We start from the raw sequence: 15,320 nt of genomic DNA, 5'->3' as shown, positions 1-15,320 counted from the left end.
GCATCCGGCAATCAGGTCGACAGCTACTCCCCACTCATACAGTTTCCTTCCGTGCACTCATTCAATTCTTGCCGCGGTTCGGTGATCACGTCTTTTATTGACGCGGTCACTGATAAACGTTCACCGGGTACGGCTATCATCGCGCGACAACATCCAGAGCGGAGCCGGTATGCCATTCCCCATCCTGCCGTGGGCAGAAATTTCTAACAACTACCGTCGCGGCACTATCTTGCTCGGCAACGGTGCGAGCATCGCGATTGCGCCGACCTTCGCGTATGGCTCTCTGCTGACGCACGCTCGCGAGAATGAGTTGCTCGACGGCGATGTGCAGCGCCTGTTCGACTTCTTCGAAACCAGCGATTTTGAGCTTGTCCTGCGGCTGGTCTGGCAGGCCAGCAACGTGAACCGGTCACTTGAAATTCCTGACGAGCGAACGCACCAGGCGTATGTGCGAGTTCGAGACTCCTTAATACAAGCGGTCCGCAGCGTACACCCTGAGTACGAGCAGGTCACACAACATCTGCCCAACATGTACCAGTACCTTAAAGGGTTCGACACGGTGCTCTCGCTGAACTACGACTTGCTGGTCTACTGGACCATGGCGCACGGCTTTAACGTCGACGATGGTCACAAGTTCAAGGACTGCTTCCGCGACGGCAGTTTTGACGACGATTGGCGGCGATTCCGTTCGCTTTACGGCGAGCGCGAAAATACCTTGGTCTTCTACCCCCACGGTAGCTTGGCTCTGAGCCGTAATAACGTGGAGGAAGAGTTCAAAATCCATGCTGCAGGCCATGGGCTGCTGGAAGCGATCCTGCGGCAGTGGCGTAGCGAACGAGTTGTGCCTCTGTTCGTCAGTGAGGGCACCGCCGGGCAAAAAATCAACTCAATCCGTAGCAGCTATTACCTGTCCACGGTCTATCGGGAGGTCCTCACATCGCCACGCAGATCGCTGACCCTGTTCGGCTGGGGACTGGGGGAGCATGACAGGCACCTGCTCAAGCGAATGCGAGGCAGTGGCATCCAGCGTGTGGCCGTTTCAGTATTTCGGGGCAGCCAGGCTTACTGCAATACGGCCCATCAGATCATCCAGGATGACCTCGGCGAGGTAGAAGTAGATTTCTTCGATAGTGAGAGTCCCGGGTGCTGGATTCACCCGGCAGACGAATAGACTGGAACTTTTGGGAGCTAGAAAGGCCATGCAAACAGCGTCGCTGCCGGCATGGCTCTACCGGACAGGATTGGCTGCTGCAGAAGACTGCTTTGTCACCCGGCGTGGTAATTGCCGACGACGATGGTCTGAGGTATGAACTTCTGCATCACGACCTTGATAGGGGTATTGCCGCAGCCTGGACATTCGGCAGGCCAGCGCGCCAATTGGCCAGGTAAGCAGTCAGGTCTTGGCATTTACTACGCTGCGGTCTCCTTCAAAAGCGACGCCAGTGTGGTCGCATGGCAACATAGCTTCCCGGTGAAGGCTTTTCTGCGTGTTCCCGGGCTAAGCACCTAGCTCTTCTTTAATGCCTACATCTAGCCGAGCGGTAGGGATGATGCTTGCGCCTGCACCTGCTGTGATTCTATTAGGGCGTTGAGTCAGCGGCGGACGACATATTTGCGGAACTGTCGGCGCAAATTGCATAGGAGGTGGCGTGACTGTTATCGCCAGCACAGCATTGACCCTGTTGCTGAAACCTTACTGATCCAAGCTTCTACCTTATGAACCGTTACCAGTGCTGGTTTTATGCGGTTGCTGTTGGAACATCATGGCATTGGCCAATGGGTCAATTTGACGCCAGCGCCAACAGCAAGACCTTCGCAAGCGTGTTCGTGCACGGCCTGCGGAAAGGGTGGGCGACCACGTCTTTGGACTTGCGCTTACTTGAGCAGATCTTACGTGGGGCCTAACCGCGCATGACCCACCGCTCTGCGAATCTAAAAACCATGTCGTTCGTCTGCTTGGCAAGAGCTATCGCCAAAGGAGTGGGTGTGGAATTGCCGCACCCTAGCTATACGCGCTTGATCATCAAGGCAGCAAGCGAAGGGCTGGAGTCGGTTTCCCAGTCGGGACTGGCGTTCAGCAAGGTTGAGCTCATGCTGCTCGATTTACGTCAGCCCGGCGAGCTCTCAGGGGGGCTAGTCGAGGTGACCCAGCACGAGCGTAGCGGTGAGGTGATGCAGGCGATGGATTGCATCAATGCACTTTCGGAGAAAGGCACGGTCCGCTCTGCAATTGCACCTGCTGAGCCGATTTGATCAACCGGAGTTTACGAGATGCCTGAGTCAGCTGTGGAGCGCACATTGAAGGTGAGGCGACTTGAACTTCCTTATACTGCTCGGCCCCCATGGCTGCCGGTAAGTCGTCGGCAACCATTTAGAATGCGTTGCACAAGGACATTGAAATGCAAGATGAAGCCGCCGAGGTAAAAGCGAAACTGCTCGTAGAAATAGAGAAGGATCGTAGTGCTATCAACGAGCAGATTAGCCGGATCAAGACAGAGCTAGACGCTCCGACAGTTCCTGATGACGACGAAAGCCGTACTCAAGAACAGCGATATCGCAAGCGTGCGCTAGAGTACTTTCTCCAGAAGAACGAGGCTGCTGCGGCCGAAATAGAAGAGTACATCAAGGTTCAACTCGACAACGCTTCGCTCACTATTGCGTTTCAATGCAGCCCTGAGATGAAGAGGGCGTTTGGCTCCGGGTCACTTCTGGGCTTCAGTCCACCGTGCCTCTTTGACGCCCTCACTTATAGCTATCGGTTCCGTAATCGGCGAACCCGAAACTTGAATCCCGATCTCCTGGAGGAAATTGATTTTCGCTTCCTGTCACTGCCTGTATCTGTGTACCGCGAGAATATCGACGAGATTCGGGCGTACTACAAGCGTCGGGAGGTAACCGATGACTACTACCAGGTAGCTGAGTGTTACATCGAGGAGAACATCATTCCGAGGTTTTTGGAGGCCGGTCGTAACGACATTCATGTTGCTGGCAAGGGCGATCTCGTAGAGCACATCGTCGAGCGTTTCAAACAACGCGATTACATTTCGTTGTCGTTCATCCTCCCGCCGTTCATCGAAGGGACCATTCACAACATCTGCCAGACGCTTGGCCTGAAGGAGTCGATGAGTGAGAGAGCTGCTCTTAATCACCTGCTCGAGACGATCCAGAAGCACACCGATGTAATCGGCATGGAGTACCTCCTCTTCATCATGCCGATTCGTCGCAATCGCATCGCTCACGGTCGGGATCTCTACGCCAGCTTCCGGGAGGTCGCAGTGAGCTTCATGCTAGATCTCGATCTCCTTCTGGTGCTCGCCAAGCACAGTGAACTTCCGTTGAACGGTCTCCTGGATGTGCTTCGGCAGCCGACAGTAAAGAAGGTCAAGAAGATCTTCACCATGGGAATCGAACAGCATCACGTTCGGCTTGAATCCGAATGCAGGGAGTTGGGCGCATGGATCAACACTGAGGAGTTCTGGAGCCAACTGGATAAGCAACTCACACAAGCTGATGTCGACGCAAAGGAGACCCAACGCTTCGTGTGCAAACTCGAATACCTTGCGGTGTTGTTCGGCGATGATGACGTCGCAGCGCTGATAAAGGCTCGTGCCAAGGAGTTCCTAAGATACACCTTGTCCGCAGCACGTCAGCGTCTGGTGGAGGATGCTGAAAAAAGAGCCCGCTTACTCGATATGCTCAAAGCGAGGCTTGCCGGTCACGACTGAACTTCACCGTCAGTGCTTAATGAGATCATCACACCTGCACCTTACGAGACCTACGATTTAGCGAAGATCGTCATCAAGAGTAAGAATCCGGTCTACGCTCAACTGTGCGTTTGGGCCTGACATGTGAAATTCCAACGTTCTGGACTTCTATGGTTCGTCAAGGGCTCCGCGTATCTGTCTGGGTACGTGGGCCTGCTCAACATAGCCTCCGGAGGGGGAATGAATGGAATCATGGCATTGAAATACTACTATTTGTGACAAGCCAAAGGATGGGGATGGAAATGCGGATTTCTCGTGTCAGGCTAATCAATTTCGCTAATTTCTCGGATGTTGACGTCGAGACCGGTGACAGCATAGTCATTGTTGGAGAAAACAAGGTTGGTAAAAGCAACTTCATTCGCGGGCTGCAGCTGATTCTTGATCCGAGGTTGTCTGAGCGGGATAGGCAGCTGGGCCTTGAGCATTTTTGGGATGGACTAGGCGCCAATAAGATTGGCGAGAGCATTGAAATTTCCGTGGATCTGACGGACTTCACCGGCGACCCTCGGTTGATGGCCCACCTCAACGATTGCGTGATCGATCCAGGCCCTCCTATGGTGGCTCGACTTACTTATCGTTACCAGCCTAAAGCCGCGCTTCGAAATGCAGCAGAATCACTAACTGACTATGAGTACGTAGTCTTTGGTGGTCACGATCCCGAAATGCATGTCGGAGGCGGCCTTCGACGCATGTTGCCAATGGATGTACAGGGAGCGTTGCGTGACGCCGAGAAGGATCTCGCAAGTTGGCGCAATTCGCCATTGAGGCCGCTCATCGAGGATCTTGCCGCGTCTTTGGACGACGATGCCCGTGAAGAGATTCAGAACCAGATCGATGAAGCACAGCGCGAACTGGCCGGCCACGATGAAGTGGTGGCTGCGGCAAACCGCATCAGCGATCGGCTAATCGCTATCGCTGGTGGTCAGCATGCGGTTCCTGTATCGCTCGGACTCGCTCCCACTCGAGTGGACGCGTTACTGCGTAGCTTGCGGTTACTGATCGACAATGGCGTACGCAGCGTCGGTGAAGCCAGCCTGGGAACCGCAAACCTGATTTTTTTGGCGTTAAAAAGCCTCGAGCTTGATCGGCTCGTCACCGACGGGGAGCGTGACCATACCTTCTTTGTAGTCGAGGAGCCTGAAGCGCATCTGCATCCACATGTGCAGCGCCTCGTCTATCGCTATTTTCTCGGAAGAGAAACTGAGGATGGCGAGGATTCCCCCCCGCTGACAACAATCCTCACTACACATTCGCCACATATCGCGAGCGTAGCTCCGATCAGATCAATCGTTCTACTGCGGCATGACGCGGTGTTAGGTGAGACTGTCGCTGTTTCCACAGCGAACGCGCCTTTTACTCAGCGTGACGAGGAGGACCTTCAGCGTTACATCGATGTTACTAGAGGCGAGATTTTCTTCGCTCGAGGTGTGATTTTAGTTGAGGGAGACGCGGAGCGCTTCCTCGTTCCCGCATTCGCCGAGGCTCTAGAAATCCCGCTCGACATGCTTGGAATTACCGTGTGTTCGGTTGGGGGAACCAACTTTACACCCTACGTAAAACTTCTGGGCCCCGAGGGCCTAGACATCCCCCATGTGATTCTCACGGATCTTGATCCCGTCAACGGCAATCATCCGTTGGTCCGCAGACGACTGATCAACGTTCTTAATGTGGTTCAAAGCGACGTAGACCATGAGGACCTGGATGCGGATGAGGTGATTGAGCTAGGCGAAGAGTACGGATACTTCGTCAACGAAAACACCTTGGAAACTGAGCTTTTCGCGGGCGGGCTCGCGGAAGCGATGCAGGAGGTCATTTTAGAGGAACTCTCTCTAAGGCGGGTTACTTTGGGCGCCCTACAACAGTGGGTCGACGATCCGGGGCAGGTCGATGAAGACCGCTTGCTGAAGTTGATCGATAGGATCGGGAAGGGGCGATTTGCGCAGGCTCTAGCTCCATCTGTTTCGGAGCACGTTTGTCCGGGCTATATTCGGGCCGCGCTGGAGCACATCCGCAATGCCGTCGCGTAGTGTCAGTACAGCCTACTTGGCACAGGCAGCCGAGTTGGCAGGAAACCCAGGTCAGTTGGCAGCATATAACTCTCAGGGGCATTGCGTAGTACTCGCTGGCCCTGGAAGCGGAAAAACCAAGACGCTCGCATTGAAGCTGGCCCGTATCCTCGCTGAGGACGTTCAGCCCCCCCGTGGTGCTGCATGCATCACTTACAGCCAAGAGTGTGCGCGTGAGTTGACTCGCCGGCTTGAGGTGTTGGGGTTGCGAGAGGCGCCGAACCTATTCATTGGCACTGTCCATGGGTTCTGTCTGCGCCATCTGTTGATGCCATACGGGCGCTTAGCTGATCTGCCGATAGAATTCCCTCTCTCAGTGGCATCTCAGCGAGTGGGTGAGCGTTTGCTCAAGCAATCTGGAGACCGGCTCTTCGGACCTAATCACCCTTACAAAGCGATCGATCTTGGACGGCATCGCCGCTCCGTACTGAACCGAAATAGCATTGCTTGGAGTAGCGAAGAGGAACTCGCCGCTTGGGCTGACGCTTACGAAGCTGCATTGCGTCAGGATGGGCTAATCGACTATGACGACATGGTTGTCTTTGGCCAGCAGTTGATCTCCGATCATGATTGGGTGCTACCGCTGGTGCAGGCAAAATTTCCAGTGCTGGCAGTCGATGAATATCAGGATCTGGGGGTCGCACTCCATCGAATAGTTACGCGCCTGGCTTTCGATGGTGGTGTGCGCCTGTTCGCGGTCGGCGACGCCGACCAATCAATCTACGGTTTCACTGGTGCCGATGGCGCGTTGCTCATGGAGCTCGCCGCGCGCGAAGACATCGAACCAGTCAGACTTCAGCTGAACTATCGCTCAGGCGCCGGAATTGTCAGTGCTTCGGAAATGGCTTTGGGTGAAGCTCGAGGCTATAGGGCGAATGACCCAGCCCGTCAGACGACCATCGAGTTCGTCCTTTGCCCCAATGGGCTGTCGGATCAGGCCGCACATGCCGTCGCTCAGATCATTCCCACGGCCTTAGCGTCTAAGCCGGGGCGAACGTTGGGCGATATCGCAATTCTTTATAAAGATTATCGTGCAGGCGATGTGGTCGCTGAGGCGGTGACAACGGGCGGCTTCGATTACATCCGGGTGGACACCGCTGCGCCTTATCGTAAGGTTGCGTTGACGAGTTGGGTGGAGGATTGCGCTGCTTGGTGTGCGGGTGGCTGGCGTGTCGGACATCCGCAACTGCGCGGGCTAATTGACCGCTATTTCGCCTTCCACAGGTCGGGCTTAGACGATGTGCACGCTCGACGCAAAGGGCATGAGCTCACCGCTTTACTGTGGCAATTGCGTGCTGACCAGCAGCCCGCACGTAACTTTGTTGCTTCGTTACGTAACGGGATCGTGGATCGCCTAGTTCATGATGAGTTGGCGCTCGCTGATCAGAAAGAGCAGTTAGATCGTATGACGACAGCTCTCGCCGAGGGCGGTGCGTTGGCTACGCTGGACATCACGAGCTTGGGCGGACGTGATGGTTCGCCGGACCACCTCAATTTACTGACACTGCACTCAGCGAAGGGGTGTGAGTATGACGTGGTAATCATGGTCGGTCTCGATCTCGGAAATTTGCCATGGCGAAATGAGAGCCCCGAGAAGTTGCGCGAAAGTCGCCGGCTTTTCTATGTTGGGGTTACACGTGCGCGTGATGAGGTCCATATGCTGTACTCTGGTTTCGTTGACGGCCGCTATGGCCCGATGCGCCTGGGGCGCTCGCCATTCTTGGATGAGCTGGAGCAACGAATGCGTGCAGCCGGTCTGTGAGTGTTGTAAGCGGCCGTTGAAGACTACAACTTCCAAGGTGGTAGGGGGGGCTTTCAGTGCATGTCCAAAATCTTGATTGAGTGGGGGCAGAGAGGGTAAGGCGCATCCACCGCATTGAAGGCGTCAGCAGCGGGAAGAGGTCTGATGTCATAACGTATTATCCGCTGCAGGCAGGCTGAAGTAAGCAGGTACTAAACTTTAGCGCATTGGGTCGGAGTGCAGTCACTGAGTTTTAATGGCGACACCGTAGCTATAGCTCATAGGGATGGAGCCCAAATGATGACCCTATGGCATACCAGACGTTTTGCCATTGAACTTGCACCAGGTCGGTTCCGACGAAATGAGTTTCCTGGTTTCCCAAGCGCAGGAGCTTGCCATTGGCCAAGTACTTATTGGTGGACAAACCCATCTGTCGATCACTGAGTTGTTGAGGTAGGACAGCTCGAAACGGGGCCGCGTAGACCGGGTCATCCGCGACCAGCATGAACTCATCGAACAGGTGAGCATAGGCTTCCATGTGCTCACCTAGATCAAGGGTGTACCAGTCGCTTGTCAGGGTATTGAACCTGACCTCTCCAGTTTCGTATTCCATCACCAAGCTATTCAGGTGATCGATTTCGTTTCGGTCTTCCGTTGGGCAAAAGACGAACACGGTGATGAACGACCTTTCGTGAAGCCAAGAAATCGCATGTGGAATGATGCTCTCGATCGATTGGGGTTCCAGAGTTTTGTCAGGATGAATGTCCCGATAAAAACTCAGTGCCAAGTGCATCTGCTTCATTACGAATGTGTAATCGACGTACATGACACGATATTTCGCTGGAGCCCGCTGCATGCGCTCAAGGTAGATTTGCCTAACATCCGCAACGCATTGCCGCACATCACGGTTGATCTCACGTCCAGTGAAGCGGATCACTGAGTAACCAGCGCGGGTAAGATACCGCTGCCGGATCGCATCCTTTTCGAGCTGTTCCTTTGTCGAGTGATATGCGTGCCCATCCAGCTCGACAATCAGCCGTGCATCTTTGAGAATGAAGTCGACCCTGTATCGATGATGTTTTACGGTGTCTCCGAACCAGTGTTCGCTCTCGATGGCACTCGCGAGATCCTCAATCGCGTTGTGGAACTCCTGCTCGATGTAGGACTGCCCCCGGTCGTGGTACCACGAAGGCGGAGTCTCATCAGTGGGGTGGCCTGGGTACTTCATTCGTCGTCTCCGCTGACATACTGCCCGGTTGCCGTTGACTGCTTACACATACCACCGAGCATGAGTGCTTTCTACGACTGTAGAGGGCGTTAGGGTGCTGGTGAATGGCCGCAATACTCCCTGTTAGATTTCGTCTACAGCCCACCGTACGATGCTTTTTTCGAAGTGTGTCAACGGTGCTGATTCGATTCTAGGTGCCCATGCGCGTAACTTGTCGAGTAGTTGGGTAAGGTTTTCTGAAGGTAAGATCGCCCCTTTGAATTTCGAGGAGATCTGCGTCGGCACACCGTACTCATCCAACGCGGTGAGCAGCGGATCATGGAACAGGTTTTCAAGCTGTTCGGCGAAAAAGCCAAAGTCCCCTGGCTCGATGCCCCTGCGGGTCAAAACGTCCGCTTGGATCTTGCTCAGCGCCATGATGTCTCGGGGAAGGCGGTATGAAATGACGTTGCGTATGAGCTTGAGCCGTTGCCCTATCGACTCGCTGGGAGTCCGGTCGGAGCCATCCTCATCAATCGCCTGCTGGAGATAGGCCTTGAAGTCTTTCTGGGCTCTGAGGGCATTGATATGCCAAGCGAGTTGCAGCCCTGAATGGATACCATACTCCGGCAGCCGATGAGGAAGGTGCTCATAGATCAGAGTACAGAGATACTCAAGTTGCTTTTGCTCTGGGTTACCTTTCCACGTGAGCCATACGCGACCCAGCGCGAGCTCTCGCAGAATGCGGTCGGCCAATTCGACCTGACGTTCGACTGGAATGTGCCTGTTTTCGATCAGCGTCGCGACGGACAGCTGAGGAGTCGCATAGGCAGCCTCAAGACGCTGCCGCGATTGGTCGGTGAGGTATTCGGGTTCGAGTTTCATGAGCAGTCCCATAGGGGACGCCCCGTCTTGCAAGCCGATTGGGTACTCGACTATGAGGCTCTTCTCCTCTGGTGGCTCCTCCAGCATATGAACCTTACCGATGAAGTATTGATTCATTCGCCCGGCGCGCCCGGAAATATTCTTGAATGTGAAAAAATCAAAGGGACTGTTGTTGATTCTTCGGTCATAGATGATGACGTTCTCTGCCGACGTGTTCACCCCCTCGATCATGGTGGACGTACAAATGATGTAGCGAATGGTTCGCTCGTTGAACAACTTCACAAAATATTGCTGGATGGCCCTTGGTACACCGCCGTGGTGAATGCCGATGCCTAGCGAAATCGCCTTCGCTACGTTCCAAGCAGGATGATAGTTATCCGCGATCCATTCTGAAATTTCACGGGTGCCATCAAGCGCAGAGAAGTCCCCCTCATCGATTAAATATTGCGCGACCCGATTTGCGCTTGCCGGTGACTGGCAGTAGATCAGGGTAGGGGAGGTGATCTGCGAGCACAGCTCAAGAAGCTTATCCTTTCGCGTGTCGCCGCGCGTTCGCAGGTTGTAGTGTGTCACGTCGACTGCCACGGTCGAGAAGTTCGAGGGAATGAAATTGTACTCATACCCATCCAGGCCTTGGATGTTCTGAATGTGTGGGCCGAGTAGATAGAACTGAGCATTCAGCTTCGCAAGCTTGTGAAAAGCAAGGCTGAGATCAATAGATCGATTCTTTTCGTCAGAATCGCTGGCAAGGTCGAGCTTGTAGAATTCGTCAATGACGAAGAAATCAACATCACCCAGGTCATCACGCTGGAGCACCCTCTCCTGGGTCAGCAAGTACACATTAATAGGGGCGTCTGTTGCCGCTTGGCTAGGGTGCGTGATGATGTTGCACTGCTGACGAAAGCGCCTGACCAGCCGCCGGCGAGTTTCATCAATGAGCGCGATCGTAGGCACGATCACTACAACCTTTCGGAACTTGCCCTGTGCGAGGACAGCATCAATCACCAGGCTCTTACCGACGCTGGTCGAGGCACTTAGTACGACGTTTCTGCCTTGCATCAACAAATGGAAAACATGTGCCTGCAGGCGATGAAAAACCATGCCTTTCTCAATCCCTTCCACTCGATGAACCTCATAGGCCAACCGGTCGGGGAACGAAACGCTCTCCACATGTGGGGTGATGTAGGGGAACAGTCCAACGGTACGAACTAGGCTGAGCAGCAACGACTGTTCGACTTCATCGAACAGCTCGAACTTGTCAAGCGCCCGAATGACCAGGTCACGGCCCTCCCATTCGGGATGACCCTTGTTCACGATAGAGCTCATCCCCATGAGCAGGCCGGATTTGTCACTTTTGAGATCGTAAAGGTTCTCTAGCTGTTGTTTGATGAGATCGTATTTCATATCAGCTAGCAGCCTTGCAGAGCGCATTAAATTTCTGAACGAGCTGGTGGATGCTCTCGATCGGCACCAAGAAGACCACTACCCGGACTTGTTTGATCTTTGACGGTAATGTATTGGCCAGCGCATTGTAGTGCTGGGTAACCTCTGTCTTGAGGTTGGCCAGATAATCAGACAGGTACCCCTCGGACAACGCGTCGCTGTCGTAGGCGAGCAGGATCGGGAAGCACAACACACTTAGCATTTCCTGCGCAGGAGCATTGCGGTGCAAGGCCTTGTTGAAGGCTTCGGCCGTGGGTAGGTGGTGATGAGGCTCGCGGAGCGTGATGATGATCTCTCGCTCCTCAGTTAGCGCTGCTCTGGAGATGGTGGCATCGAGCACATCGCAAATTTCTTTCAGTGTCTGATCCATCGTTCCGGTGGAAATCATCCGCGACAAACCAAGCCATAGCTGGTCTGCTTCACCCGGTTTCTGGACGATGTGCGCATTGCCGAACTCGGAAAGCTTGCCGTTGACCGCATAGAAAACCTTACATGCGATTGGCTCGCTGTGTTCCCGACTTCGCAGGATGGCATGCAATATCAACTCTGCAATCAATCGATCCCGAGGTACGGCGGCTTGGGTCAACGTGTTGATGGATCGCGCCAATGCCGTTGGCGTGTGGTGTATCTGGAAATTGGCGATTTCGCTCGCACGTAGACAGAATTCAGGCAGCCACTGCAGCAAGTGCTCCGCTAGTTGTTGGGCTCGCCATTCCTCGAAATCGTACTCGACGTCAAACCCAGACAGGGTACGCAGCAAACCATCCTCTGTGGTCGTATGGAACTCCACCAGGAACGGATCGGGCTTGGTCTTGTATGGTTTGGCAAAGGCGGCAGAGTGCTTAGCAGCTGCACCAAGTAGTGCTTTCAGTCGCGCGAGGGCTGCCTCACGGCGGATTATTTTCTTCTCGGGCAAGGTTTTGACATCAGCAGTTGCAGCGTCGTCGGCCCAAGCCAGGAAGGCATCGTAGATCTCTTTCTGCTGGCGATGAGAAGGGGTCTCCCCATACAGATCGATAACCTCAGCAAGGACACGTAGATTCGTTGCCTCCAGCGACGAAGCATCACCGCAAACTTGCCAGACGAAGTTGTCTGCCCAATAGGAAAAGTCCCGCCCTCTGACAGACACGGTCTTGAGCTGCTTGGCCAGCGTCCGCCCTCGCTGGGTGGCTAGGTCGGGGGTAACCCGTCTGTCCAGTTCCTTGGCGAAATACTCCAGCGCCTTTGCGATATCGCGTTTGGACACGATCCTGAAGCAGGCTATGCCCGGTCGCACATCGCATTTTAATGATTTCTGAAACAGGGAGGAGTCAGCTTTCTGCTTCTCCAGGGCGGTGCACTCGGTCAGGTTCCACTTCTTATCACTTTCGGTGGTCTTGACTTGAATGTACTCATTGACAGTTTCCCCAGCATTCTCAGAAACCGCGACGATGTCATCAGCAGTTTCGCATTCCACTTGGAGATAGGTACTGTCACGCAGCATCTTCAAAATAAACGCAACGGCGACGTGATCCTGGTATTTGAAACCTTGTCGAGCTGCTGGCCCACCTTTATTTGATGGGCTTGGAATACTCACCATGACGTCCTTGTATCGATGAAGAAGGTTGGCGGCCGGGCTTGTGAAGAGCAAGCGCAAGCTTACGGACACATCCATTGATGGCTCCACGCTACCATCATTGGCGATCACTCGACTATCCCCACTTGTTCTCGTACGGAGGGTCAGCCATTAACTGAGGTGATCGAATAGCGCTCGACGGTGGTTGGGAACAGCAAAGGGTGACTTTTCGAGAAGGGAACTGTTGGGCGTTAGGCTGGGGGCATCCTTTTCAAACCATCCATAGCATGCCCTCAGATATGCCCCCGGGAGCCTCATCCTCTGGAAGTGGATGGATCTCGATGGTCTGTGAAAAGGCAGAAATGATCAGCTGAACAGCCTGCCCGACGACGCCTAGAGACTCTCAGGGTCGCCAAAAAACATCTGTATCCGCGACCGCAACCACCGCTCCGCCGGGTCGTTGTCCTGCGCCCCGCGCCAGGCCATGTGCAGTTCGAAACTGCGCACAGGTATGGGCAAATCCTCGGCCCGCAACCCGCCCGCTGCAGTCAGCACATCGGCGGTGTAATCCGGCACAGTGGCCACGATATCCGTGCCCGCCAGCAAGCTCCCCAGCCCGTTGAACTGCGGCACCGCCAGCACCACGTGGCGCTTGCGGCCAAGTTCTTCCAGGGCTTCGTCGATGAAGCCGGACAGGTCACCGGCAAACGACACCAGCGCATGGGGCCGCGCGCAGAAGTCGTCCAGGGTGATACCGCCGGGCACGCTGTCGGCACGCAGCAGCTTCGGCATGCTGCGGCGCAGCACCTTGCGTTTGGCGTTGGCCGGCAGGTCGCTGGTGTAGCTGACCCCCACCGAGATTTCCCCCGAGGCCAGCAGGGTTGGCATCAGCAGGTAGTTGACCCGCCGCACCACCAGCACGATGCCCGGCGCTTCGGCGCGGATACGCTTGAGCAGTTGGGGCAGCAGGGCGAACTCGGCGTCGTCCGACAGGCCGATGCGGAACACCGCATTGCTGGTGGCGGGGTCGAACTCGGCGGCGCGGCTGACCGCAGTGGAAATCGAGTCCAGCGCCGGGGACAGCAGGGCGAAGATCTCGTGGGCCCGTGCCGACGGCTCCATGCTGCGGCCGGTGCGCACGAACAGCGGGTCGTCGAACAGGTTGCGCAGGCGTGACAGGGCCGCGCTGATGGCCGGCTGGCCGAGGAACAGTTTTTCCGCGGCGCGGGTCACACTGCGCTCATGCATCAGCGTTTCGAACACGATCAGCAGGTTGAGGTCTACACGACGCAGGTCGTTTCGATTCATCGGTGCGCTTCGCCTAAAGTGGGGCAGGGGTGAATCTTACGGCCAAAGGCTGTTACCCTGCACGGGTTTAGGGGGACCAATTGCAGGGAAAGTCAGGTGCCCAATCGATGACAAGCATGTCGACTATTAATGACCACTGATGGTCTAACCGTCAAAGCCCGGATAAAGTCAGTGGTAATTAGAGGTTCACAAAGGCGAGGTATGCGATGTCCCGCATGATCCGTTTCCACAAGTTCGGCGCTGCCGATGTGCTCCGTTGCGAGGAGCAGGCCGAACCGTCACCCGCTGCCGACGAGGTACAGATTCGCGTCGAGGCGGTTGGCGTCAGCTGGTATGACGTGCTTTGGCGCCAGAACCTGGCGCCGTCCCAGGCACGCCTGCCGGCGGGCATCGGCCACGAAATGGCCGGGGTGGTGACTGCGGTCGGTGAAGGGGTAGAGGACATTGCGGTGGGCGACCGGGTCGCCAGCTTCCCGGCCACCAGTGCCAACGATCACCCGGTGTACGGTGATGTTATCGTGCTGCCGCGTACGGCCATTACCCGCTACCCGGATGTGCTTACCCCGATCGAGGCCAGCGTGCACTACACGCCCTTGTTGATCGCCTATTTTGCCTATGTTGACCTGGCCCGTGCCAAGGCCGGGCAGACCGCGCTGGTGACCGATGCCAGCCATTGTGCCGGCCCCGCCTTCGTGCAGTTGGGCAAGGCCTTGGGGCTGAAGGTGTTCGCAGCCACCAAGGAAGCGGAGCAGCGTGAGTACCTGCTGGGCCTGGGTGCCGACAAGGTGATTGTCACCGAGGAGCAGGACCTGCTGCTGCAGGTTGGCAAGTACACCGATGGCCGCGGCGTGGACATGGTCCTCGACGGCATGGGCGGGCCGCAGATGTCGCTGCTGGGCGATGTGCTGGCGCCGCGGGGCAGCCTTGTGCTGTATGGCCTGCAGGGCGGTAACCAGACGCCGTTCCCGGCCTGTGCAGCCTTCCAGAAGAACATCCAGTTCTACGTGCATTGCATCGGTAACTTCACCGGCAAGCCGGAACTTGGCATCAGCCAGGACCAGGTGGCGCTGCAGCGTGCCTTGCGCGACATCAACCAGTTCACCGCTGACCAGTTGCTGACACCGCAGATCATCAAGGTGTACCCGTTCGAGCAGGTGGTGGAGGCACATCGTTACATGGACCAATGCCCTTGCGGTGGGCGAGTGGTGCTGGACATGGCGCAACACTGACAGCTGTTTGCAAAGCCGACAAACCCGGGCAGAGACCCGGGTTTTTTGTGTGTGGAGCAGAATGATTTCAATTCTAAGTATAGGAATATTCCTACATTGAAATCAGGCGTGGACTACATATA

General features: G+C 55.5%; 10 protein-coding genes. 6 read left to right on the top strand and 4 right to left on the bottom strand.

Translation table 11 applies throughout. The annotated features are described in order from the left end of the window. The first annotated feature begins 169 nt into the window (after window positions 1-169). From AK81_RS02290 to AK81_RS02270, 5 genes are all read left to right on the top strand, one after another. Entirely contained in the window at window positions 170-1,171 is a 1,002-nt protein-coding gene (locus AK81_RS02290) for a DUF4917 family protein (RefSeq protein ID WP_043196465.1), read from the top strand. Between the two features lie 815 nt (window positions 1,172-1,986). Next, window positions 1,987-2,253 carry a hypothetical protein gene (locus AK81_RS02285; protein ID WP_043196463.1) on the top strand — a complete coding sequence of 89 codons (267 nt, stop codon included), beginning with the start codon at window positions 1,987-1,989 and terminating at the stop codon, window positions 2,251-2,253. Between the two features lie 146 nt (window positions 2,254-2,399). Continuing rightward, window positions 2,400-3,725 carry a hypothetical protein gene (locus tag AK81_RS02280; protein ID WP_043196461.1) on the top strand — a complete coding sequence of 442 codons (1,326 nt, stop codon included), beginning with the start codon at window positions 2,400-2,402 and terminating at the stop codon, window positions 3,723-3,725. Window positions 3,726-4,000: 275 nt separating this feature from the next. Further along, complete coding sequence (locus AK81_RS02275) at window positions 4,001-5,791, top strand: ATP-dependent nuclease (RefSeq protein WP_241496049.1); 1,791 nt, start codon at window positions 4,001-4,003, stop codon at window positions 5,789-5,791. Then, window positions 5,778-7,592 carry an ATP-dependent helicase gene (locus AK81_RS02270; RefSeq protein WP_043196460.1) on the top strand — a complete coding sequence of 605 codons (1,815 nt, stop codon included), beginning with the start codon at window positions 5,778-5,780 and terminating at the stop codon, window positions 7,590-7,592. Before AK81_RS02275 ends, AK81_RS02270 begins: the two co-directional genes overlap by 14 nt. A gap of 250 nt (window positions 7,593-7,842) precedes the next feature. On the opposite strand, the gene AK81_RS02265 is transcribed toward AK81_RS02270, so the two are convergent. The 4 genes from AK81_RS02265 to AK81_RS02250 all read right to left on the bottom strand — a co-directional run bounded on the left by AK81_RS02265 (window position 7,843) and on the right by AK81_RS02250 (window position 13,969). After that, the gene (locus tag AK81_RS02265) at window positions 7,843-8,799 is read right to left on the bottom strand and encodes an endonuclease domain-containing protein (protein WP_043196459.1); all 957 of its coding nucleotides are present in this window, start codon (window positions 8,797-8,799) and stop codon (window positions 7,843-7,845) included. A 123-nt stretch (window positions 8,800-8,922) separates the two neighbouring features. Continuing rightward, entirely contained in the window at window positions 8,923-11,067 is a 2,145-nt protein-coding gene (locus tag AK81_RS02260) for a DEAD/DEAH box helicase (protein ID WP_043196458.1), read from the bottom strand. Between the two features lies 1 nt (window position 11,068). Continuing rightward, window positions 11,069-12,760, bottom strand: a complete 1,692-nt coding sequence (locus AK81_RS02255; protein ID WP_241496048.1) for a HamA C-terminal domain-containing protein — start codon at window positions 12,758-12,760, stop codon at window positions 11,069-11,071. 294 nt (window positions 12,761-13,054) lie between these two features. Next, on the bottom strand, window positions 13,055-13,969 hold the full coding sequence (locus AK81_RS02250; protein ID WP_043196457.1) for a LysR family transcriptional regulator: 915 nt from the start codon (window positions 13,967-13,969) through the stop codon (window positions 13,055-13,057). Between the two features lie 206 nt (window positions 13,970-14,175). Here AK81_RS02250 and AK81_RS02245 point away from each other — a divergent pair, with 206 nt between their 5' ends. Further along, a complete protein-coding gene (locus tag AK81_RS02245; protein ID WP_043196455.1) occupies window positions 14,176-15,198 on the top strand; it encodes a zinc-dependent alcohol dehydrogenase family protein in 1,023 nt (340 codons plus the stop codon). Window positions 15,199-15,320 lie beyond the last annotated feature (122 nt).

This window comes from Pseudomonas putida W15Oct28, assembly GCF_000708715.2.
Classification (GTDB): Bacteria; Pseudomonadota; Gammaproteobacteria; order Pseudomonadales; family Pseudomonadaceae; genus Aquipseudomonas; species Aquipseudomonas putida_R.
Note: the sequence above shows the minus strand (reverse complement) of the source record. Positions and strands in the feature narration are given on the sequence as shown.

Bases quoted from the DNA above. Each gene is read 5' to 3' on its own strand.
- AK81_RS02290 (WP_043196465.1), top strand. From the start codon at position 170: ATGCCATTCCCCATCCTGCCGTGGGCAGAAATTTCTAACAACTACCGT.
- AK81_RS02280 (WP_043196461.1), top strand. From the start codon at position 2,400: ATGCAAGATGAAGCCGCCGAGGTAAAAGCGAAACTGCTCGTAGAAATA.
- AK81_RS02275 (WP_241496049.1), top strand. From the start codon at position 4,001: ATGGAAATGCGGATTTCTCGTGTCAGGCTAATCAATTTCGCTAATTTC.
- AK81_RS02270 (WP_043196460.1), top strand. From the start codon at position 5,778: ATGCCGTCGCGTAGTGTCAGTACAGCCTACTTGGCACAGGCAGCCGAG.
- AK81_RS02265 (WP_043196459.1), bottom strand. From the start codon at position 8,799: ATGAAGTACCCAGGCCACCCCACTGATGAGACTCCGCCTTCGTGGTAC.
- AK81_RS02260 (WP_043196458.1), bottom strand. From the start codon at position 11,067: ATGAAATACGATCTCATCAAACAACAGCTAGAGAACCTTTACGATCTC.
- AK81_RS02255 (WP_241496048.1), bottom strand. From the start codon at position 12,760: ATGGATGTGTCCGTAAGCTTGCGCTTGCTCTTCACAAGCCCGGCCGCC.
- AK81_RS02250 (WP_043196457.1), bottom strand. From the start codon at position 13,969: ATGAATCGAAACGACCTGCGTCGTGTAGACCTCAACCTGCTGATCGTG.
- AK81_RS02245 (WP_043196455.1), top strand. From the start codon at position 14,176: ATGTCCCGCATGATCCGTTTCCACAAGTTCGGCGCTGCCGATGTGCTC.